Here is a 20,903-nt window from a genome sequence, read left to right as displayed (position 1 = left end):
CATTACGAATGTGGCCCTTAGAAATCAAGAAAACTGTAAATTTAAACAGTATTTTTGTTAGCGATTACTCTTCGCTTGTTCCTGCGCGTTCAGCGGCTTCTTTTACTAGCGGCTGAAGTTCACCTTTTTGGAACATTTCGATGATGATGTCACAACCACCGATTAGCTCGCCTTCAACCCAAAGTTGTGGGAAAGTTGGCCACTGTGCATAAGCTGGCAGCTCAGCACGGATATCAGGGTTTTGTAGAATATCTACATATGCAAACTTTTCACCACAAGCCATTAGTGCTTGTGCCGCTTGTGAAGAGAAACCGCAGCTAGGTAGTTTAGGTGAGCCTTTCATGTACAAAAGGATCGAGTTTTCTGCGATTTGCTGTTTGATTTTATCGATGGTTTCCATTGCTTCCTCTTAATGGAGTTACGGCAAATATTGTCAACATTCTAAACCATTAGCACAGAATATAAAGCCCATTATCTGTATGGTTATACCGTCTCAACGATTAATTAGATGAGGTTAATAGAAAAATTTCATCGTAGAATGTCGAGGCCAGGCTTTTAATAAAGTAAAAACTTGCTAAACTATAGCGCAAGTCAGCAAAACGACCATGGTTGGCACTTGCGAGCCATGTATTATAAATATCACTGGAAGCAATCGAGAGGGGCAACCCTTTCATATAAATGGAGAATCGAGCAATGGCATTTGAACTACCAGCTCTTCCTTACGCGAAAGACGCACTAGAACCACATATCTCAGCTGAAACTCTAGATTTCCACCACGGTAAGCACCACAACACTTATGTTGTTAAGCTAAACGGTCTTATCCCTGGCACTGAGTTTGAAGGCAAATCTCTAGAAGAAATCGTTAAGACTTCAACGGGTGGTGTATTCAACAACGCAGCACAAATTTGGAACCACACGTTTTACTGGCACTGTCTAGCGCCTAACGCTGGCGGCGAACCAACAGGTGCAGTTGCAGACGCTATCAACGCGGCATTTGGTTCTTTCGAAGAGTTCAAAGCGAAGTTCACTGATTCTGCAATCAACAACTTTGGTTCTTCTTGGACTTGGCTAGTTAAAAAAGCAGACGGCTCACTAGACATCGTTAACACGTCTAACGCAGCAACGCCTCTAACAGAAGAAGGTGTTACACCACTTCTTACTGTTGACCTATGGGAACATGCTTACTACATCGATTACCGTAACGTTCGTCCAGACTACATGAATGGTTTCTGGGCACTAGTTAATTGGGACTTCGTTGCAGAAAACCTAGCAAAATAATCCTTTCCCCTAGGATTTAAAATTTAGTCATTTTAAAGCCAGCATTTTGCTGGCTTTTTTGCTATTTCACCTATGATATTCCTAAAGTTTCTCAGGGCTGAGTCGCTATAAAAGCAACACGAGAGGAACATCATGAAAATTCATACGTTAGACAAAGCGGCTATAATCAGCGAGCTTCAGTTCGGCACGGGCATTAATAATGCCGTGCATGAAGGACGCCGAGCTGACTTCGCGCTTATTTTGTCTATGTTTTCCGATGATGTTCGCGACAATACCCCACTAGAGAAAGTCGACGAAATCGACACCAGTGAACAAGCACTGCGCAAACGGTTTGAACTACAACAACCGCAACAGCTTCGTTCCGACCAGAGCTCTTACGATATTTCTGCCAAGCAAGCTTCTTTATTTCACAATGCAGGAATGGTGAGTACCAAGCTCAGCCACTATTTATGTCCGGACGCTTTAAGCTATCTGCCTGAAGATACACACGATCTACCTGAAGAGATCTACCACAACTTGTCAGGACACCAGCGTCGTTCTATGGGTGAAAAAGAGCCTAAAGAGTTGATACCTATAGATCTTTACAATAACTTGATTAAAGCTCAGCGTACCTTCCAGATCCAAGCTCAGGCATAGATCCTCACCTTGATCACACTTTCACTGTCGCATCTTTCGGACTTACAAAACAAATGCCCTTCATAATGTGAATAAAGCCAAATTATTGAACATTGTCATATTTACGACGAAGTTATTTGACACTATTCACAACTAAACCACAGTTAATCTACCATGCTATGTGGACAACTTTTTAAGCACGTAACGCTTATAGGAGGAATCCAATGGATATCAAAAACGCTGTCGTTTTAGTCACTGCTGCCGGTTCACAAATCGGTAGTACACTGGCATATCATTTTGCTTCACTCGGCGCTACATTAGTTCTGTGCGATAGAAAAACACCGCAACTAGCGCAAACCTATCAGCTATGCCAAGAAATTTCTGATTCGGTTTATCAATGCCCGATTGATGATCATTCTCTGAGCTCTATTCAGCATCTATTCTCCTTTATCGACAATACGTTGCAACGCTCACCTGATGTACTGATCAACACGCTGACCGCAGAGGCAATGCCTAATATTTTTGATCATCAGGGCAGTGATCTGTTTACTCAAAGGTTATCAATGATGGCAGCAACCCTATTCAGTTTTGGCCAAGCCACCGCTGAGCGTATGCGTGAAGAGAAAAAAAATGGCGTGATCGTCAACGTTATCTCCCATCCTCACTATCAGGATTTATCTGGATTTGATAACGCGACTTCTATGGTGGCTGGATTTACTCAAAGTTGGGCTAAAGAACTTAACCCATTTAACATCCGCGTCGGTGGTGTCGTACCAGCAACCGAGCACGACAGCTCACATTGGGCAGAGGTCAAAGACGAACTAATCCGCAACACAGAATATATTATTTCAAACGACTATTTCAGCGGTCGGGTGATGGCGGCATAAACAACCACCATCCCTTTCTTAAATTGATTGAAGCACTTTTTCTGAGGCGTCTTCAATCAAGTCTAAAACCAACTCAAAGCCACTGTCTCCCCCATAGTAAGGATCAGGGATTTCATCGTAATCAGAATCTGAAAACTCTAAAAACAGCTTTATCTTGTATTGCAGGTGCTGAGGGCACTGAGTAATAAGATCTGAAAAATTGTCTCTATCTGCAGCCAAAATCAGGTCAAATTCATCAAAATCACTATCGACTACCTTTCTCGCTCGTATCCCTTTGAATGAGTAACCACGTTGCTCACCCGCCGCTTTGGCACGAGAATCTGGTGGGTTGCCTTGGTGGTAGCCGATGGTGCCAGCCGAATCGACTTCAACCGGAATGCCAAGTTGCTTAGATTTGGCACGCAAAATCGCTTCGCCTGTTGGAGAGCGACAGATGTTGCCCATACACACAACTAATAGCTTCTTCATTTCCTATTCAACCTTTGTCTCTAACTTCTTTCCCATGTAAATCATAGGTTTTTGCAATACTGTGATTAAGCTATCATAGACACAGAATTATGAAATTAAAAAGGATTTACCATGACCTCCGAAACCAATAAAGAAGCACGTCACAAAGAAAGACAGCAAAAAGTGAAAGAGCAAGTGGATGCTCGCGTCGCTGCAGCTCAAGAAGAGAAAGGACTGCTACTTGTCATTACTGGCAACGGTAAAGGCAAGTCTACCTCTGGTTTTGGTACTGTCGCTCGTGCGGTTGGACATGGCTTAAAATGTTCCGTAGCTCAGTTCATTAAAGGTACATGGGACAATGGCGAACGTAACCTGCTAGAAAAGCTAGGAGTTGAATTTCAAGTTATGGCTACCGGCTTTACGTGGGACACCCAAGATAAAAAAGCCGACACAGAGGCCGCTCAAACGGTATGGCAAGAGTGTAAACGTATGCTACGCGACGAGTCGATTGATGTGGTGCTATTTGATGAACTGACCTACATGGTCAGTTACGGCTATATCGAACTCGACGAAGTCGTTGAAGCGCTAGAAAATCGCCCTAAAATGCAGTCGGTGATCATTACAGGTCGCGGCGCACATCGAACGCTGATCGAAATGGCAGACACCGTATCCGAAGTTCGCAATGTAAAACACGCTTTTGAGTCCGGTGTTAAAGCATTGAAAGGTGTTGATTGGTAATCATTTTCAAAGCACAAAGTTATCGACTAAATTACATAAAACATGGTTGTGGGTCAGATATGACCCAACTATAAATATCCACATCAAAAAGACGGATAGGCAGTCACATTCCGTCTCTTTTGCTCAATGACCTACATGGTTACGCTAATCACTTGTCGTTCCCGTGATGTAATAAGGTCTATTGATGATCCAGTTATCTATATCTAAAAAGATGCTGCTGCCCATGATGGTTATTCTTACCAGCGTAGTGGCTAGCTCCACCGTTTCATATTTGCAAAGCAACAAACAAGCTTATCTTAATGCTCAATTGAACAATGTTGTGCAACCCTCTATTGATAGTTTGCAAGATGCTTATCGAGATTTGTACCAAGTAATGGTTGCGGCCAATGGCGTCGCTCAAGCGCAAACTCAAGCAGAAGTAAACTATCATCAAAACGAGTTCGCTGATAACGCGTATCGAGCTGAGCCAAGAATGGCAAAGCTTAAAACCCTATTTGAACACAAAATATTGCCAGATAGCCTGTATGCAAACCTAGATACCTTGCTGAGTGCAACACGTTCTTGGGTTAGCTTATATGAGCCTATGATTGATCAGCCAGAAATGGCCGCTCATTACTATGAAAACAAGGCAGCGGAGTTCAGCAGCCAGTTTAAGGTGATTCGTAAACAGCTAAAAACCATTAGTAATTCCATTGATGAGCAACAACTGATGCTAAAACAGCAGGTCGACGAATCCATCTCAACTAACGAGCGCGTTGTGATTATTTCGATGATAGTCACTCTACTTACCGTGTTAGTCACCATCTGGACGACAATGAGGTTTGTGGTTCGCCCTATCAATCGCATAAGCAATGCAATGGCAGACATTGCCCAAGGTGAAGGTGACCTATCACGCAGATTAGAAGTGGTCAGTCGCGATGAGCTTGGTTCGTTAGCCACTTCGTTCAATGTGTTTGTCGCTAAAATTCAGCAAACCGTCACGCATGTTATGGATTGTTCTGACAAAGTAAAAAACATGGCGAACGGTTTAAAACAAGCGACTGCGAGTACGACAGAGTTTAGCCAATCTCAGCATAGAGAGAGTGAAGCGGCAGCAACAGCAGTAAATGAAATGCAAGCAACCAGTCACAGTGTTAGTCAACATGCGAACGAGGCTGCTCAGTTTAGCCATCAGGCAAGTAGTGAAACAGAGACTATTCACCTAACGATAGCACAAGCACTAGACTCAATTGGGCAACTGTCTGAGCAAATAAGTCAAGCTAGTGAAGTGGTTAACTTGCTGGATACGGATGTAAATAATATCGCTTCCGTTCTTGATGTTATCCGTGACATTGCTGATCAGACCAACTTGTTGGCTTTAAATGCGGCAATTGAAGCTGCACGTGCTGGTGAGCAAGGTAGAGGCTTTGCCGTAGTGGCTGACGAAGTACGCTCTTTAGCGGGACGCACTCAGCAAAGTACAGGTGAAATCCAAACCATGATAGAGCGACTACAATCAGGTGCACAAAGTGCTGTAGGGGCGATGCAGTCGAGTCAAACCAGTAGTCAAAAAACAATTGCTATCGCGAACTCGGCTTCCCAATCGTTAGATATCATTCGCGATTCAATCGAGCAAATTAACCAAATGAACACTGAAATCGCTGCTGCTGCAACCCAACAATCGGCGGTCAGTGGGGAAATCAATCAAAACATCCAGCAGATCGCGTCAAATAGTAGTGAAATGGTTCAAATGCTGAATCACGCCGATCAGCTATGCGGACAGTTAGGTGCAGAAAGTAATGAACTCAACCGACAGGTTGATGGGTTCGAAGCATAAAGGTAAAGAGGTCACGTTGTGGCCTTTTCAACCAAGCTTGTTATGTGAACTATCAATAACCACAGAGAGACAACATGCTTAATTTGAAATCTGCATTATTGCTAGTGTGCTGCATTTTGACATCGCCAGTAAACGCCAAAATTACCATGATGACCGAGGATTTCGCTCCGTTTGGTTTTTACGACTCAAACGGACAGCTGACAGGAATCGGCGTCGAAATTGTCCAGCACGTGATGAAGCGATTAGACTTAAAGGATGAAATCCAAGTCCTGCCATGGTCACGTGCAATAAAACAGTTAGAGCTGTTGCCAAATCGAGCCCTCTTTTGTGTAGCCAGAACCCCAGCTAGAGACCGCAAGTTTGATTGGGTTGGGCCTATGCTCTCTGACGGAGTGTATCTGTATCATAGCCGTCGTTTTGACTCGACGTCAGAAAACATAGACAGCGCCAGGCAATGGCAAAGCATTGCGGTTACAGCCAACTACCCAGAGCATCAAACATTAATTGACTTAGGCTTCGATAACCTTTGGCTGACAAATCAGCCGCAAGAAAATGCACGGCTGCTCAGCTACAACCGGGTGACTGCAATGGTAGCCGGTGAGTTCGCTATGCCTAGTTTACTCGATGCCGAAGGCATCAATCGGGATGAAATCGTGCGCTCGGAAATCAATTTATTCGACATTGACCTATACATCGCCTTTTCAAAGGGGACTAATCCCAAAATTCTTCGTCTATGGCAACAAGCCTTAGAAGAGTTTCAACGTACCTCAGAGTACCAAGAAATCCGAAAACGCTACACCGTCTCTAATTAACAAGCATCCAAATAAAAGCCCTCAAAGATAGATAGAATTTTCTATCCTTGAGGGCTTGCTGTTGTTTGGCAACGTTCGTCGGCTAACCGATCAGTTAAACAACCCTTTAATCAAGCTGTTAACGGCGTCTCGCGTCTTCTCATCTTTAATTTTGTCACCAAGCTTCTCATCCAACTTCTTCAGACCGCGGTCAAGTTCTTTCTCAGCTTTCTGCTTCAACACATCATCAAACACTAGCTTGAACTTTGGCTCAGCCCATGCGCCAGAGATATTAATTGGTATCGTCACATCTTTTAGCTCATCAATATCTTTTCCACCTTGCCCTTTTAGCGAACCAACGATAGAAGTACTGACAGTAAAGTCGACAGTTTCGTTGATGTAGTTCGCGCTACCATTGCCACGAATGCGCAGCAGTGGCGATTGCATAGTAAGATCATCCGTTGTTACGTTACCTTTATTCAGCTTCAGCGTCGCTTTCATTGCACTAAAATCGGTTTTCTGTACGCCGTCAACGTCATCATACTTTTCACCTTTAATCTTGGCGTAGTTCTCCCTTATCAATTGCGCGACATTGATACCATTCACAGCACCATCAGCAAAGTTAATCACTACGGTACCGACAAGGTTTTTCTTAATGCCTGTTGGCGTCAAGCTACTGCCTTTGACATCAACATCAATGTTACCCGTTCCTTCAAGCATATCGTTGTCAGCAACATCAACCAGTAGAGGCTGAACTTTTACCCCTTTGATGCGTTTTTTCGCTGTATAAGTCGCTGGTGTTTTTCGTGCGTCTAAACGAGCGGTAGCATTGATAGAGCCTTGATACAGATCCGAAGTAAATGAAGTCAGTTCTGCCACACCTCGGTTAACTGAGAAACTCGCCTTTACGTTCTGCATTTTGGCGTTGTTAGCTTTGAACTTGTCGATGGTGATCTCGCCTTTCACATCCAACGTTTTCAGCGCAGAGAGATCAGGTTCCACTTCTTGAGCAGGTTTCTGTGGCGAAGTTTGTGCAGGCTTTTGCTGCGGTGCCTCTGAAGCAGGGGCTGTGTCAGAAGGCGCTTGCGCCGGAGCCGCTTTGCCCAATCCTAAAAACTCGTCCAAATCGATATTCGGGCTATGCAAAGCAAATCGAACCTTAGGAATATCGCCTAACGTCACATCAGCTTTACCATCAAATGCCAATGCATTCGCAGTTAACTTTTCGAGCACAAAACTTAGGTGGCTCTTAGTCAGGTCAAACGACAAATCAGATGCCATATCTACCTTCATGGGTGACTGAGGAAGCGAGTCACCTTTGAATGTGGCATCTAGCATCATTTTGTTCATCAGCACATTACTGATCGCTTGATCAACCAATAACGAAGCTGAGCCTTTCATGTCAATGTTTAACCCAGCCGCGTTACCCACCACTGCATACGTTAAAGCATTGGCTTTATCAAACTCAAATGTTTCTAAACCGATTTTTGCACTATCGATCTGGGTTGCAGGATCGCTAAAGGTCGCGTCTAAATTAATGTTGCGAAGTGCATACTCTTTAAAGCCTTTAGCTAGCTTGAACTCAACATCACCTTTAGCCGTAAATCTCTGCTGATTCGCTTCACCTTTGGCAGCAAAATCCGCCTTAGTCCAAGTATCAATCGCAAACTGAGAAAGGTTTAACGAAACGTCATAGAGCTTAGTAAAGGATCCTGCTTGTTTATCTTGAATGTCTACCGACGCATTGGAAATCGTTACACCTGCCAAGTTAATCGACCAAGCAGAAGCGGTATCAGTTGTTTGTTCTGCTGCCGGCTCTGAAACTTGCGAAGCAGACTCTGACGCAGCTGGCGCTGTAGCTTGCTCTGCTTGCGCGGACTGTGCTTGAGTCAAGGCATCAATGTTTTTAGTTCCGTCTGGCAACGTCTCTAGTGAGAAAGCTGCACCATCCAAAGTGATATTGCCGATCTCTAACTGTTGACTGAACAGAGGCATTACAGAGACATCAATACCTACCGTATCAACTTTGAACATATTCATCTGTTCAAAACCCTGAGGGTTACGTAGCTGAGTTTGGCCGAGCTCAAAACCAATCGACGGGAAAAATTGCCAGCTGATATCACCATCAATCACAAGCTCGAGCCCAGTATGCGTTTTGGCTTGCTCTACGATAAGAGGTTTAAATTGATTAGGGTTAACTAAGGTAACCAGTGCAATCAGAGCACCGACAATAACAACCACTGGGATTGCTACGATTAGAAGCAGTTTCTTCATCAGCATTATCCTTGCTTAGTGAGCACGCCTTTAGATATAAGGGTCAGCTCCAAGTATAAATGAACAGTTAATTTTTTATGAGAGCCATAAAAAGAAAGTGGCACTAAAAGTGCCACTTATCTTAGAAAAAATAAAGTCTTAAGCGTCTTTTCAACGTTAAGATTTCAGAAGTTTTGCAATGTGGGCTTTCAATACATCAATCGCGATACGATTTTTACCACCACGTGGAACAATAATGTCTGCATACTGCTTCGATGGCTCGATAAACTGCATAAACATTGGACGAACCGTCTCTTGGTACTGTTTAAGTACTGAATCCATAGTACGGCCACGCTCTTCTACGTCACGCTTAACACGGCGTAGTAAACAAATATCAAGCGGTGTGTCCATAAACACAGTCGCGTGCATCAAGTCACGTAGGCGGGGATCAGTAAGGAGCAAGATACCTTCAAGAATAATCACCTTCTTCGGCGTCATTGAGGTCGTATTCTCTGTGCGGGTGTGGTCAGTGTAGCTGTACTCAGGCACTTCTACTGCTTGTCCCTTAACTAACTGCTCTAGATGGTCGCACAGAAGATCGTGGTCCAGTGCGCTTGGGTGGTCATAATTGGTTTTTACACGCTCATCCATACTTAGATGGCCTTGATCGTTGTAGTAGCAATCTTCCGTAATCACACCAATTTGATGATCGCCCACTTTTTCACGAAGTTCGTTGTAAATAGTGCTCGCGATTAAACTTTTTCCAGAAGCAGACGCGCCAGCAATACCTACAATGACGCATTGATTATTATCAGACATTATTCTTGCACCCGATGATTTAGATTGGTGTCATATGCTAATACTAGCAGTGCTCATCGAGGTGAGCTCTGCGTATTAGTATAAATTTAGATAAACCGCCTGATTATAGGGAGTTCAGTCACTGGTTGCTAGTCAGGATTAGCGCGGATCGGCTAAATGGAATAAAAGATTTCAGCGCAAACGATTACATTGAATAAGCGCTCTTATTGCAGTGCAATTAAGTGTTTATTCAACCATGGTAAACATGATCGAATCCGGCTTAGTTTTGCCAAACCAATAGAGTCGTGAGCTCACTGCTTCAGCCAAAGCGAGGTATTGTTTGCCATGCTCAGAATCCGGTCTTGCCGCGACAGTTGGCGTGCCGTTATCAATGTCTTCTCGCATTTGAATATGCAGTGGGATTTGAGCCAATAGATCTAGGCCATACTCACTGGCCATTTTCTCTGCGCCACCAGCACCAAAGATGTGTTCCTTCTCTCCACAGTGGCTACAAATGTGGTAACTCATATTTTCCACCACACCCACAACAGGAACGTCTACTTTGCTGAACATTGCCGCCCCTTTACGCGCATCAGCCAATGCCAGGTCTTGCGGTGTAGTCACAATAACAGCGCCTGTTACCGGAACTTGTTGAGCCAGAGTCAGTTGAATATCACCCGTACCTGGAGGCATATCAATCACTAAATAATCAAGATCTGGCCATTCCGTCTCATTTAATAGCTGTGCAAGTGCTTTAGCCGCCATAGGTCCACGCCAAATAGCCGCTTCATCTTTCGATACTAAATAACCGATTGAGTGGGTATAAATACCGTGCGCAGCGATGGGTTGCATCCACTTATTGTCACGAACTTCTGGCTGCGCATTCATCTGACCTAACATCAGTGGCACCGAAGGACCATAAATATCGGCATCAAGTAGCCCGACTTTTGCCCCGGACTTAGCAAGAGCCAAAGCCAAATTCACTGAGGTTGTCGACTTACCTACGCCACCTTTTGCCGAGGTCACCGCTATGACGTTTTTTACGCCTTTAACGGTAGCCGCAACATGAGTCTCTAAAGACTTAGTCGCAACCGACACATCGTAAGAGAATGAAGCAACTTCTCCACTCTCTTGAGCAGTTTGAATCCAAGCCGTTAGATCATTAACTAACCCATTGGCTGCGAATGGAATTTCGATTTTAAAGCTGCTTGACTCTACAGAAACAATGTTCGCCGTCGAAGCCCAATCAGGGGCTAGGCTAGCGTGTTCAAATTGGTTCAACCAATCACAGAAATCTTGCTTTGAAGTGAACTGACGCATAGGTCCTCCTTATGCATCTAATCGTAACACTCCCCTCGCCTAGACTGAACCCTGAAAAAACTGGGGGTTTCCCATATTGGAAGCCTTGGAGTCATTGGTGGGATAAGGTAGTATTACTCTCTATTTTTTATACACCTAAGAAGCGATTATTAAGTATGGCAAACGATCCAAGAAAACTACTGGTCACTTGTGCCCTTCCGTACGCTAACGGTTCGATTCACCTAGGTCATATGCTTGAGCACATCCAAGCTGACATCTGGGTTCGCTACCAACGCCTACGTGGCAACACTGTAAACTTCATCTGTGCTGACGATGCTCACGGCACGCCAATCATGCTAAAAGCACAACAGATGGGTATTACGCCAGAAGAGATGATCGCTGCTGTAAGTGAAGAGCACCAAAAAGACTTCGCTGGCTTCGATATTAGCTTCGACAACTACCACAGCACTCACTCAGAAGAGAACCGTGAGCTAGCTTCGCACATCTACCTTGAGCTGAAAAAGAATGGCTTTATCTCTAGCCGCACGATTTCTCAGCTGTTCGATCCTGAGAAAGAGATGTTCCTACCGGACCGTTTCGTAAAAGGTACTTGTCCTAAGTGTAAGTCAGAAGACCAATACGGTGATAACTGTGACAACTGTGGTGAGACTTACAGCCCAACAGAACTGATTGATCCTAAATCAGCGGTATCTGGCGCAACTCCAATTATGAAAGATTCTGAGCACTTCTTCTTCGATTTGCCTCAGTTTGAAAGCATGCTGCAAGAGTGGACACGCTCTGGCTCACTTCAAGCTGAAACGGCAAACAAGATGCAAGAGTGGTTTGAATCAGGTCTACAACAGTGGGATATCTCTCGTGATGCCCCTTACTTTGGCTTCGAAATCCCAGGTGAAAAAGACAAGTTCTTCTACGTTTGGCTAGATGCACCTATCGGCTACATGGGTTCATTCAAAAACCTATGTGACAAGCGTGACGACCTAAACTTCGATGAGTACTGGAAAAAAGACAGCACTACTGAGCTGTACCACTTCATTGGTAAAGACATTGTTTACTTCCACTCGCTATTCTGGCCTGCAATGCTAGAAGGCTCTGGCTTCCGTAAACCAAACAATGTATTCGTTCACGGCTACGTTACGGTAAACGGCGCTAAGATGTCTAAGTCGAAAGGCACCTTCATCAAGGCGGCAACTTATCTAGATCACCTAGATCCAGAATGCCTACGTTACTACTACGCAGCGAAACTAAACAGCCGTATTGATGACCTAGACCTTAACCTTGAAGATTTCACTCAGCGCGTGAATGCTGACGTTGTAAACAAGATTGTTAACCTAGCCTCTCGTAACGCTGGTTTCATCACTAAGCGTTTTGAAGGCAAGCTATCTGCTGAGTTCGCTGAACCTGAGCTATACAGTGAGTTTGCAGCTGCCGCCGATCGCATTGCAGAGCTGTACGAAGCACGTGAGTTTGGCCGCGCTATCCGTGAGATCACTGCGCTGGCAGATAAGGCAAACCAATACGTTGATGAGAAAGCACCGTGGGTTGTCGCAAAAGAAGAAGGTAAAGATCAAGAGCTACAAGATATCTGTTCTGTTGGTATCAACCTATTCCGCGTTCTGATGACTTACCTGAAACCAGTCATGCCAGAGCTTGCTGCACGCACAGAAGCGTTCTTGAATCAACAACTGACCTGGGAAGGCATTGCAGCGCCACTAACTGGCCACGAAATTACTAAGTTCAAAGCGCTGTTCAACCGCATCGATCCTAAGAAGGTAGAGGCTATGGTTGAAGCTTCGAAAGAAGATGCGGCGGCAGAAGTTGCAGCAAAAGAGAAAGCTGAAGCTGAAAAGAACAAGGCAAGCCAAACTGAGCTAGACAAAGACCCAATTGCTGATGAGATTGAATTTGACGCTTTCGCAGCCGTTGATATGCGTATCGCGCGTATTATCTCTTGTGAAGAAGTGCCAAAAGCCAACAAACTGCTTAAGTTCCAACTGGATATTGGCGGTGAAACGCGCCAAGTATTCTCAGGCATTAAGTCTGCGTACAAACCTGAAGAGCTAGAAGGCAAGCTAACAGTGATGGTAGCAAACCTTAAGCCGCGTAAGATGAAGTTTGGTATGTCTGAAGGCATGATCCTAGCCGCAGGCCCTGGTGGCAGTGACCTGTGGATTCTAGAACCACACGAAGGCGCACAGCCTGGCATGCGCGTGATGTAAATAACATTGCAATAATCGAAAGCCCTGCTGAAATCAGCGGGGCTTTTTTTGTGCGCTAATTCACGCTTTCAGTGCTAACTTGCACCATCCTGGATCACTCGCAACTCTAATAAATATATAAGCAATTGAAATTTAATGACTTATTTTCTGGCATCAAACCTGCTCTACTACTTTATAGGTAAGCCATAACAAGGAGTTGGTTATGTTTGTGCTCATTTCATTAATTATTTCATGTGCCGTACTGGTGGCGCTATTCTACTTTTCAAAAAAACGCCACACAGGCCTAGAGCGTAAGTTTGAAATACTTGTTCTACTGCGCCAACTTATTCTGCTTAGCCGACAGCACAGAGCCATTACTCATCAAGCATTAACGAGCCATCACTTTGACGTGCATCAAAGTCAATTAGAGGAAATCTACGATTCAATGATGGATCGCTCAAACGAGCTCATCGCTCAGGCACAGTTCGAAAACAAACCTATGTACCGTATTCTGCAGCTTAAACTAAAGAAACTGCATAAAGAGTGGGAACATAGAACGATTGCTCGTAACCAGGTTATTCATGGCAAAACCATTAGACACTGTATGTTCTTGATGGATGAAATTGCTATTGCATGGTTAATAGAGTCTGGTCGTGAAGAGATCAGCGACGAATACCATATGAACTGGCAACAAGTGCTCGATAGCATGGAAGGGTTAACACAGTTAAGAATCTCTATCCAAGATCTTCACTACCCTGAAGGTATGTTACGAGTAAAGTATTATTGTGATAAGACGCGACGTAAACTAAACCAGTTGTCATTGATTAGCCCATTGTCTGTTGCATCGCCCCTGAGTTCTAAAGCCATGCATGCATTAACTGAAATTAATGCCAGCGAAGAGATAGAAATGACCAGTGAAGAGCTCTATCAGCTAACCACCGACATTTCGCTGATCATTTCTCAAGTCTATGATCAAATGTTATCAGATATGACAGAGAGCTTATATCAGCCACTACCGAAGATGGCATTTAGCGGATAAAAAAACAGCCACCGAACTGGTGGCTGTTTTCATTCACAACTAATCTAGCAGTTAAAGCATCTTGCGTGCAGCTTCAACCACGACTTTAATAGAACGAGCTTCTGTCTCTTTCAACGTTGAGTGATCAGGAATCTCTTTCTGAGTACGGTTGATAATAACACCTGCTACACAACCCGCTTTTAGGCCAGAACTTGCACACATAGTGAGTAGCGTTGCTGACTCCATTTCGAAGTTAAGCACGCCCATGTCTTGCCACTCTTGCATAGAGCCTTGGAAACGCTTAACAACGCGGCCAGAGAAAGTATCGTAACGCTCTTGACCTGGGTAAAAAGTATCACTTGAAGCAGTAACCCCCATATGCACAGTAGCACCAGACTCTTCCACTGCTGCTTTCATTGCAGTCGCAACTTCAAAATCCGCTACTGCTGGAAACTCCATAGGAGCGAAGTGTAGACTTGCACCATCTAGACGAACTGAGCCCATTGACACGATCATGTCACCCACGTTTACATGTGGTTGAATTGCGCCTGTTGTACCTACACGAAGGAAAGTACGAACGCCAAGTTGCGCTAGTTCTTCCACAGCAATTGAAGTTGAAGGACCACCGATACCAGTTGAACAAACTACAACAGGCTTGCCTTCAAGCTCTGCGCGGTAAAGCGTATATTCACGGTGACTTGCTAGGAAAACCGGATTTTCCATCTCTTCGGCAATTTTTTGTACGCGTGCTGGGTCACCAGGAATAATCGCCAGTGTAGCGCCAGCAAGATCAGATTCAGTAACACCAAGGTGGAATACAGCTTGAGACATAGGGGGCTCCTTTTGTGGCGCAGTCTGTCAGTAGATTGTTGACAAGTACGCTCTATAAATTCATCGGGTACAAGAGTTACTCTAACCAACTCACCACAACTTTGAAGTGACACAACTCACAACTATAAGCGCAACAAGAAATGAAATTGCACATAAAAACGGTTTACATCACACTTCGTAGTGAGAATAAACAGTAGTTGCATAAAAAACAGCCCCTACATCAACAAAGCAGAGGCAAACTAATTCAAATCGAAATTAAGCGCGCTTAGGCTTAAATTTTAACAATCTTAAGGCATTCAGAGTGACGATTGCCGTTGCACCACTGTCGGCTAATACCGCCACCCAAAGACCAGTAATGCCTAATAAGCTTGTCACCAAGAACACTCCCTTTAACCCAAGTGCCAAAGCAATGTTCTGGTGAATATTACTCAGTGTCGCACGTGATAGCTCGATCATGCTCGCTAACTCAAGCAGACGGTCATGAGTAATGGCAGCATCGGCTGCTTCCAACGCAACATCAGTACCTCCACCCATGGCAATACCAATACTGGACGCCTTCATCGCTGGCGCATCATTGATCCCATCGCCAACCATCGCTACGTTACCGTTAGCTGAAAGCTGTTCAACGTAACTCACCTTGTCTTGTGGCAGCAGGCTTGCCTTATAATCAATGCCAATCTTAGAGCTCATGGCTGCCGCGCTACGTGGGTTGTCTCCGGTCAGCATTATCGAGTGAATACCTAACGATTGGAGTGCAGCTACCGCTTGGGCTGAGTCTTCACGTAGAGTATCTTGCCAAGCGATTAAACCCATGATGCTTTGCTGAGACTCTATCGCGACCACGACAGTCTTGCCCTCTCCCTCAAGTTGTTCGATGTGATCAACTAAGGAAGCCGGTAACGTCACCTCAACTTTGCTTGGCGCGCATACCTGATACTCAACACCAGATACCACACCACGAACACCGCTGCCCACCAAAGCTTGTTTGTCCTGAGCCTCAACGATTTCAACATTCAGCTGCTTGGCTTTGTTAACTAACGAGACGGCTAATGGGTGGCTTGAGCCCACTTCAATTGCAGCAATCTTTGCCAGTAGTGCCTGCTCAGTCCAACCATCTAAGGCAACAATATCAGTGACTTCCGGTTTACCTTTGGTCAAGGTTCCAGTCTTGTCAAAGGCAATGGTCTCTATTCGACCCAACTGTTCCAACGCAGCGCCACCTTTGATAAGCGCCCCTCTGCGCGCTGCGGCAGCCAAGCCAGAAGTAATCGCGGCAGGCGTAGAGATCACCAATGCACAAGGGCAAGCGATAAGAAGCAGAGCCAAACCACGATAGATCCAAGTTTCCCACGGCTGAGCAAACAGAAGCGGTGGCGTAATGATCACCAGTAAAGCAACTAGCATCATCAATGGGGTATACCAACGGCTGAATCGATCTAGGAACCGCTCCAACGGTGCTTTGCGCGACTCTGCTTCTTCAATCAGACGTAAGATTCGATCAATGGCGTTCTCGCCCTGCTTTGAGGTAATGGTAAACCGCACAACTTTATCGACTACAACGGCACCTGCCATTACAGAGTCACCTTGATAACGTTCAACAGGGATCGACTCGCCAGTAAGCGCACTTTCATCAAAGCTTGCAGCTTCTTCGAGCAACTGACCGTCAGCAGGTAGTCGTGCGCCGGGAGAGACTTCAATCACATCACCGGGATGTAACTCACTGACTGAAACTTCAACTCTTTGACCATCAACGATCTTAATCGCATTTTCCGGAACTAACTCCATCAAGGCTTGAACACCACTACGAGCACGAGATGCAGCAAATGCTTCTAAACGCTCACCTATCAAGAACAGCAATAACACCATTGCTGCCTCTACAGTTTCTCCCAGATACAGTGCACCAAGAGCAGCGACACTCATTAAGGTTTCGATGGCAAAAGGGGTGCCTGAGCGAGCGAGGCTAATCGCTTTTTTACCAATTGGATATAAGCCTGCTAGACAGGTAATCACAAACATCCATTCACTAATTTCAGGAAGTACTGGTTTAATTGCAGCGGCAATCGCCATAGCAGACGCAATAGCAATAATCTGCGCATTCTGCTGCAACACTGACTTCCACCCAGTGGATACTTGTTTTGCAGACTTTGAATTAGGACTGGTAAAAGTGAACCCGGTATCTAGAATCGTTTGTTCCACGAGTTGTGCAACATCGGCATTGTCCGAAGTAATGATGAGTTTCTCGGTAGCAAAAAGAACTTTAGCCTCAATGATTCCATCTACTCGATTAACCGCTTTTTCCACTTTTCGAGCGCAGGCAGGGCAGTCCATCCCTTCAATTATCCAACTATAGGTATAACGTGAAGAGGAACTGGGTTCGCCCTCTTCGTCAGACGGGTCAGCGCCACTGCTACAGCTGTTTGAACTACAACAACTCGATTCAGAACTAGTAGCCTCAGCCATCTTAATGGTTGAGATTTTAGGGCTAGAGCAAGAGCCAACTTGAGAAGGATTTATCGCTACTTTGTCTGAACGACATGCTTGGTGTTTAGTGCACATATGTTTATCTCCATTCACTGTACACCAGTAGTTTAAACCTTGGAGCCTACTCCAAGGTCAAACTATTTCTGCTGATTGTTGAGGAATATCTGTGGTCGAAGCAACATCGTCAATTAAAACCGCGTCAATGAGTTACGTTTACTTAAAATTGCCCATCAAATACGTGATTGAACCGCCTTTCAATATGCATTAAAGCTGCTATAGTTGAGTGATTAATATAGGGAATTGTTGAGTTAAATGGCGTTTATTAAAAGAAATATCTGGTTGGCATTTCACCTGTTCACCGTGACATGGCTGGCGCTGTTCATTTATACGACGTATGACACCTATCGAGCTAACCATAACGACTTCGCTACCCGCCAGAGCAGTATCACCACCAACGTCGCACTCTCATACTCAGCATTGTTAAAGCAGTATGAGGTAGTTCTCAATATCCTCTCTAACGAAATATTTCAAGATGGTGAAGTCCCAGAGCGCAGAAAGGTCAAAAACATTCTAAAAAATGTCGCTGATGTTGATGACTCCATGGTCGGATTCGCTGTTCTAGAACCCAACGGCTCTCTCTATACCGCATCAAATGCCACCTTATTACCGAAGCAATACAATCTATTAGAAATTGAAGAAACTAAAAAGAGCTTCGAACAAGCACTAAAGGTAGACCATGCTGTGTTTGGTCGCACCTACTACAGCACAGCAATGAGAAAGCTAATCATGCCGGCCTACCTCACGGTGCGCGACAGATATAATCAGCCAGTACTTGTCATTAGTGCTTCCATTCTAATCGACAAAGCATTCAAGTTTGTTGAGCAGGATGAAAATGAGGGCACACAGATAAGCAGCTATATATTTCGTGATAGTGACCGGTATTTCCAGTTCGCACCTATTGAGCTGCGAGATGAACCAGAAATCTATAAATCTCAACTTGATCAACAAGCTATGCAGGAAACTGTTAGTAGCATGGAGTCCGAGTTAGCACTTCCTATCAACGAAATCAAAGCATCTGGCAAAACCTTTGTTCATGAAAAAATGCTGCCCAAACGCCAAGCTTTGACCGCAAGTATTTATATTAAACGTTATGCATTTTGGGTGTCGAGTGAAGTCAAAGTTAAAGATATACGCGCTATATTTTTTCAGAAGATGACACAAATCATCATTGTATTTGTCGTTTCACTACTTGTTATTTATGCTCTGTTTCGAAGTATTGCGCGCAACGAGCTTAACAAGCAACAAGCGCTCAGCTATCAAGCAAACCATGACTACCTAACTCGCCTTAATAATCGCTACTTCCTCGACAGCTTCATGCCGACTCTGGACTCGAATGCCCACTACAGCATGCTATTTATCGACATGGATAACTTTAAAGCGATCAATGACAACTATGGCCACGAAATTGGCGACCTAGTGTTGTGTGAAACCGCAAAAAGACTTTTGTCAGCCACATCGGAACATGACATTGTCATCCGCTACAGTGGCGATGAATTTATTCTGGTGACTTTTGAGAATAAAACCGAACAGCTTCGAGCGCTAAGCAACAACATATTGGGGCTAATTAACCAACCCTACAAGATACGAGACTATCGGTTCATTCTATCTGCCAGTATTGGGGTTGCTAACTACCCTAAAGATGGCGACAACAGTGATGAGATTAAACGTTATGCGGATCTGGCTATGTATGAGTCAAAACGCACTCGCAATACCATCACTTTTTTTGAAGACAGATTAAAGAACGAGCATCTGTACGCAACCCAGATCGAGTTAGAACTTAAACATGCACTGATGAATCATGAGTTTTACATGGTCTATCAACCGCAGGTCAAGCCAGATGGCACCCTACAAGGAGTTGAAGCGCTCATTCGTTGGGAGAACCCTCAACTAGGATTTGTTCCGCCAGATAAATTCATCTCCATAGCCGAGGCTATCGGGGTCATGCCTGCCATAGGACGGTTTGTGATTGCCCGCTCACTCGAACAGATGATGGAAATAAAGGAGCGAACAGGGCGTGACATTACTCTCTCCGTCAACATATCGGTTACTCAGTTCCACCATCAAAGATTTTTCGAAGATCTTATGGAGCTGACAAAAAGCTATCAATTCGATAATTTACGTTTAGTCCTCGAGGTGACAGAGAACGTTTTCATAGAAGATGTAGCGGGGGTACAAACCTTGCTCAGACAAATTAAATCCCATGGTATGCGATGCTCATTGGACGACTTTGGTACAGGCTATTCCTCATTAAGTTTGCTTAAGCAGTTGCCAATCGATGAGTTAAAAATCGACAAAAGTTTTGTTGATGACATGCTCGAAGATAAAGCTGCCTACACTATGGTTGAGTGGATTGTTACTATTGCCCACAAACTCGGAATCAGTACGGTTGCAGAGGGAGTAGAAACTGCCGAGCAGCAGCAAGCGCTCGCTCAGCTCAACTGCGATATATTTCAGGGCTATCACTTTTCCAAGCCGTTAACCCAAAAGCAGTTAATTGACTACATTGAACAGCAATCACGCTAGAGCACTAAATCAAATAACCTAAATGAAGTCTCTTAAACAAGTAAGGTGTTGGCATTTATAACCGCGGTATTTAGATGGTTTCATAGTAAAGAGAACAAACTAAAATTTTAATAATAAATAACTATTATTTAGCTTGCTCTCGTACTGTTCTGTTATTGAGAGTTTGGCAGCCTCTTACCTATTTAATCCAACGACGTGTTACACCGGATGTTTAAAGCAATCTGCGATATTTTTACCAATCGCCCTTAACACATCACGGCGGGTAATAATACCGACTAACTTACCTCCATCGATCACCGGATAAACCTTTGGCCGCCCTACTGTCATCATTTCAGCCAACTCTATAATTGAAGTATCAGAAGTCACAGACAACACTTCAGGGTGCATACAGTCTGCAACAATATGCGTATCTTGACAGTAGTAACTGACCTTAATCAGCTTATCGAGCAAATCTTGTCCGGATAGAAAACCTATCACTTCCTTCTTGTCATTAATCACAGGGCCACCAAGGTATCTCGAGTTCATGACCTTATCTAACGCGGCACTGAGTGACATTTCTGGCGTGAAGGTAACCGCTTGCAATGTCATATAGTCTTTAACTTTCAATGATTCCATTTATGTCTCCTTAAAGTGCAAGCCTCACTGCATAACTTAAGTGTTGTCTAATTTCTTGATTTTACTAAATGGAAAATGACGATTTTTATAATAGGCACTGCCTATCCGACTATCAAAAACGCTATTTAACTTCTCTGCGCCTTGGCATCGCGACTGGTAAGCCAACTACTAAAAAGTGATACACAAAACGGCACCACATAGGTTAAGCCAGCTTTCAGCCAATTGATACCTATCCAA

General features: G+C 44.4%; 17 protein-coding genes. 9 read left to right on the top strand and 8 right to left on the bottom strand.

Annotated features, from left to right (window positions below; all coding sequences use genetic code 11):
* Positions 1–64 precede the first annotated feature (64 nt).
* Positions 65–400: a Grx4 family monothiol glutaredoxin gene (locus QTO00_RS02730; RefSeq protein ID WP_004748458.1), complete on the bottom strand. Its 336-nt coding sequence runs from the start codon at positions 398–400 to the stop codon at positions 65–67.
* Between the two features lie 293 nt (positions 401–693).
* Between QTO00_RS02730 and sodB the strand changes: the two genes are divergently transcribed.
* From sodB to QTO00_RS02715, 3 genes are all read left to right on the top strand, one after another.
* Entirely contained in the window at positions 694–1,278 is a 585-nt protein-coding gene (gene sodB / locus QTO00_RS02725; RefSeq protein WP_038206705.1) for a superoxide dismutase [Fe], read from the top strand.
* Positions 1,279–1,410: 132 nt separating this feature from the next.
* Entirely contained in the window at positions 1,411–1,914 is a 504-nt protein-coding gene (locus QTO00_RS02720; RefSeq protein ID WP_331422802.1) for a VC2046/SO_2500 family protein, read from the top strand.
* Between the two features lie 203 nt (positions 1,915–2,117).
* Complete coding sequence (locus QTO00_RS02715) at positions 2,118–2,780, top strand: SDR family oxidoreductase (RefSeq protein ID WP_331422801.1); 663 nt, start codon at positions 2,118–2,120, stop codon at positions 2,778–2,780.
* 18 nt (positions 2,781–2,798) lie between these two features.
* On the opposite strand, the gene QTO00_RS02710 is transcribed toward QTO00_RS02715, so the two are convergent.
* Positions 2,799–3,248, bottom strand: a complete 450-nt coding sequence (locus QTO00_RS02710) for a low molecular weight protein-tyrosine-phosphatase (RefSeq protein ID WP_331422800.1) — start codon at positions 3,246–3,248, stop codon at positions 2,799–2,801.
* 111 nt (positions 3,249–3,359) lie between these two features.
* Here QTO00_RS02710 and cobO point away from each other — a divergent pair, with 111 nt between their 5' ends.
* The 3 genes from cobO (at position 3,360) to QTO00_RS02695 (ending at position 6,593) form a co-directional block, all read left to right on the top strand.
* Positions 3,360–3,965 (top strand): cob(I)yrinic acid a,c-diamide adenosyltransferase, encoded by a 606-nt coding sequence (gene cobO, locus QTO00_RS02705; protein ID WP_331422799.1) that lies wholly within the window; start codon positions 3,360–3,362, stop codon positions 3,963–3,965.
* Between the two features lie 184 nt (positions 3,966–4,149).
* Positions 4,150–5,781 (top strand): methyl-accepting chemotaxis protein, encoded by a 1,632-nt coding sequence (locus tag QTO00_RS02700; RefSeq protein ID WP_331422798.1) that lies wholly within the window; start codon positions 4,150–4,152, stop codon positions 5,779–5,781.
* A gap of 74 nt (positions 5,782–5,855) precedes the next feature.
* Complete coding sequence (locus QTO00_RS02695; RefSeq protein WP_331422797.1) at positions 5,856–6,593, top strand: substrate-binding periplasmic protein; 738 nt, start codon at positions 5,856–5,858, stop codon at positions 6,591–6,593.
* Between the two features lie 90 nt (positions 6,594–6,683).
* On the opposite strand, the gene QTO00_RS02690 is transcribed toward QTO00_RS02695, so the two are convergent.
* The 3 genes from QTO00_RS02690 to apbC all read right to left on the bottom strand — a co-directional run bounded on the left by QTO00_RS02690 (position 6,684) and on the right by apbC (position 10,943).
* Positions 6,684–8,846, bottom strand: coding sequence for an AsmA family protein (locus QTO00_RS02690; RefSeq protein WP_331422795.1), 2,163 nt, complete (start codon positions 8,844–8,846; stop codon positions 6,684–6,686).
* 156 nt (positions 8,847–9,002) lie between these two features.
* Positions 9,003–9,644 carry a uridine kinase gene (gene udk, locus QTO00_RS02685; protein ID WP_038206665.1) on the bottom strand — a complete coding sequence of 214 codons (642 nt, stop codon included), beginning with the start codon at positions 9,642–9,644 and terminating at the stop codon, positions 9,003–9,005.
* A gap of 225 nt (positions 9,645–9,869) precedes the next feature.
* Entirely contained in the window at positions 9,870–10,943 is a 1,074-nt protein-coding gene (apbC, locus tag QTO00_RS02680) for an iron-sulfur cluster carrier protein ApbC (RefSeq protein ID WP_331422793.1), read from the bottom strand.
* A gap of 155 nt (positions 10,944–11,098) precedes the next feature.
* Here apbC and metG point away from each other — a divergent pair, with 155 nt between their 5' ends.
* The gene (gene metG, locus QTO00_RS02675) at positions 11,099–13,159 is read left to right on the top strand and encodes a methionine--tRNA ligase (RefSeq protein WP_331422791.1); all 2,061 of its coding nucleotides are present in this window, start codon (positions 11,099–11,101) and stop codon (positions 13,157–13,159) included.
* A 202-nt stretch (positions 13,160–13,361) separates the two neighbouring features.
* Positions 13,362–14,177, top strand: a complete 816-nt coding sequence (locus QTO00_RS02670; protein WP_331422789.1) for a hypothetical protein — start codon at positions 13,362–13,364, stop codon at positions 14,175–14,177.
* A gap of 51 nt (positions 14,178–14,228) precedes the next feature.
* On the opposite strand, the gene udp is transcribed toward QTO00_RS02670, so the two are convergent.
* Both udp and QTO00_RS02660 read right to left on the bottom strand, forming a co-directional pair.
* Positions 14,229–14,987, bottom strand: coding sequence for a uridine phosphorylase (gene udp, locus QTO00_RS02665; RefSeq protein WP_331422788.1), 759 nt, complete (start codon positions 14,985–14,987; stop codon positions 14,229–14,231).
* A 255-nt stretch (positions 14,988–15,242) separates the two neighbouring features.
* On the bottom strand, positions 15,243–17,543 hold the full coding sequence (locus QTO00_RS02660) for a zinc/cadmium/mercury/lead-transporting ATPase (protein ID WP_331422787.1): 2,301 nt from the start codon (positions 17,541–17,543) through the stop codon (positions 15,243–15,245).
* Between the two features lie 237 nt (positions 17,544–17,780).
* Here QTO00_RS02660 and QTO00_RS02655 point away from each other — a divergent pair, with 237 nt between their 5' ends.
* Positions 17,781–20,051 (top strand): putative bifunctional diguanylate cyclase/phosphodiesterase, encoded by a 2,271-nt coding sequence (locus QTO00_RS02655; RefSeq protein WP_331422785.1) that lies wholly within the window; start codon positions 17,781–17,783, stop codon positions 20,049–20,051.
* A 198-nt stretch (positions 20,052–20,249) separates the two neighbouring features.
* Here the strand turns inward: QTO00_RS02655 and QTO00_RS02650 are convergent, their stop codons facing one another.
* A complete protein-coding gene (locus QTO00_RS02650; RefSeq protein WP_331422783.1) occupies positions 20,250–20,666 on the bottom strand; it encodes a CBS domain-containing protein in 417 nt (138 codons plus the stop codon).
* Between the last annotated feature and the right edge of the window lie 237 nt (positions 20,667–20,903).

Origin of the sequence: Vibrio sp. M260118, from assembly GCF_036533755.1 — a bacterium.
In the GTDB taxonomy this organism is placed as follows: domain Bacteria; phylum Pseudomonadota; class Gammaproteobacteria; order Enterobacterales; family Vibrionaceae; genus Vibrio.
Note: the sequence above shows the minus strand (reverse complement) of the source record. Positions and strands in the feature narration are given on the sequence as shown.

Bases quoted from the DNA above. Each gene is read 5' to 3' on its own strand.
- QTO00_RS02730 (WP_004748458.1), bottom strand. From the start codon at position 400: ATGGAAACCATCGATAAAATCAAACAGCAAATCGCAGAAAACTCGATC.
- sodB (WP_038206705.1), top strand. From the start codon at position 694: ATGGCATTTGAACTACCAGCTCTTCCTTACGCGAAAGACGCACTAGAA.
- QTO00_RS02720 (WP_331422802.1), top strand. From the start codon at position 1,411: ATGAAAATTCATACGTTAGACAAAGCGGCTATAATCAGCGAGCTTCAG.
- QTO00_RS02715 (WP_331422801.1), top strand. From the start codon at position 2,118: ATGGATATCAAAAACGCTGTCGTTTTAGTCACTGCTGCCGGTTCACAA.
- QTO00_RS02710 (WP_331422800.1), bottom strand. From the start codon at position 3,248: ATGAAGAAGCTATTAGTTGTGTGTATGGGCAACATCTGTCGCTCTCCA.
- cobO (WP_331422799.1), top strand. From the start codon at position 3,360: ATGACCTCCGAAACCAATAAAGAAGCACGTCACAAAGAAAGACAGCAA.
- QTO00_RS02700 (WP_331422798.1), top strand. From the start codon at position 4,150: ATGATCCAGTTATCTATATCTAAAAAGATGCTGCTGCCCATGATGGTT.
- QTO00_RS02695 (WP_331422797.1), top strand. From the start codon at position 5,856: ATGCTTAATTTGAAATCTGCATTATTGCTAGTGTGCTGCATTTTGACA.
- QTO00_RS02690 (WP_331422795.1), bottom strand. From the start codon at position 8,846: ATGAAGAAACTGCTTCTAATCGTAGCAATCCCAGTGGTTGTTATTGTC.
- udk (WP_038206665.1), bottom strand. From the start codon at position 9,644: ATGTCTGATAATAATCAATGCGTCATTGTAGGTATTGCTGGCGCGTCT.
- apbC (WP_331422793.1), bottom strand. From the start codon at position 10,943: ATGCGTCAGTTCACTTCAAAGCAAGATTTCTGTGATTGGTTGAACCAA.
- metG (WP_331422791.1), top strand. From the start codon at position 11,099: ATGGCAAACGATCCAAGAAAACTACTGGTCACTTGTGCCCTTCCGTAC.
- QTO00_RS02670 (WP_331422789.1), top strand. From the start codon at position 13,362: ATGTTTGTGCTCATTTCATTAATTATTTCATGTGCCGTACTGGTGGCG.
- udp (WP_331422788.1), bottom strand. From the start codon at position 14,987: ATGTCTCAAGCTGTATTCCACCTTGGTGTTACTGAATCTGATCTTGCT.
- QTO00_RS02660 (WP_331422787.1), bottom strand. From the start codon at position 17,543: ATGTGCACTAAACACCAAGCATGTCGTTCAGACAAAGTAGCGATAAAT.
- QTO00_RS02655 (WP_331422785.1), top strand. From the start codon at position 17,781: ATGGCGTTTATTAAAAGAAATATCTGGTTGGCATTTCACCTGTTCACC.
- QTO00_RS02650 (WP_331422783.1), bottom strand. From the start codon at position 20,666: ATGGAATCATTGAAAGTTAAAGACTATATGACATTGCAAGCGGTTACC.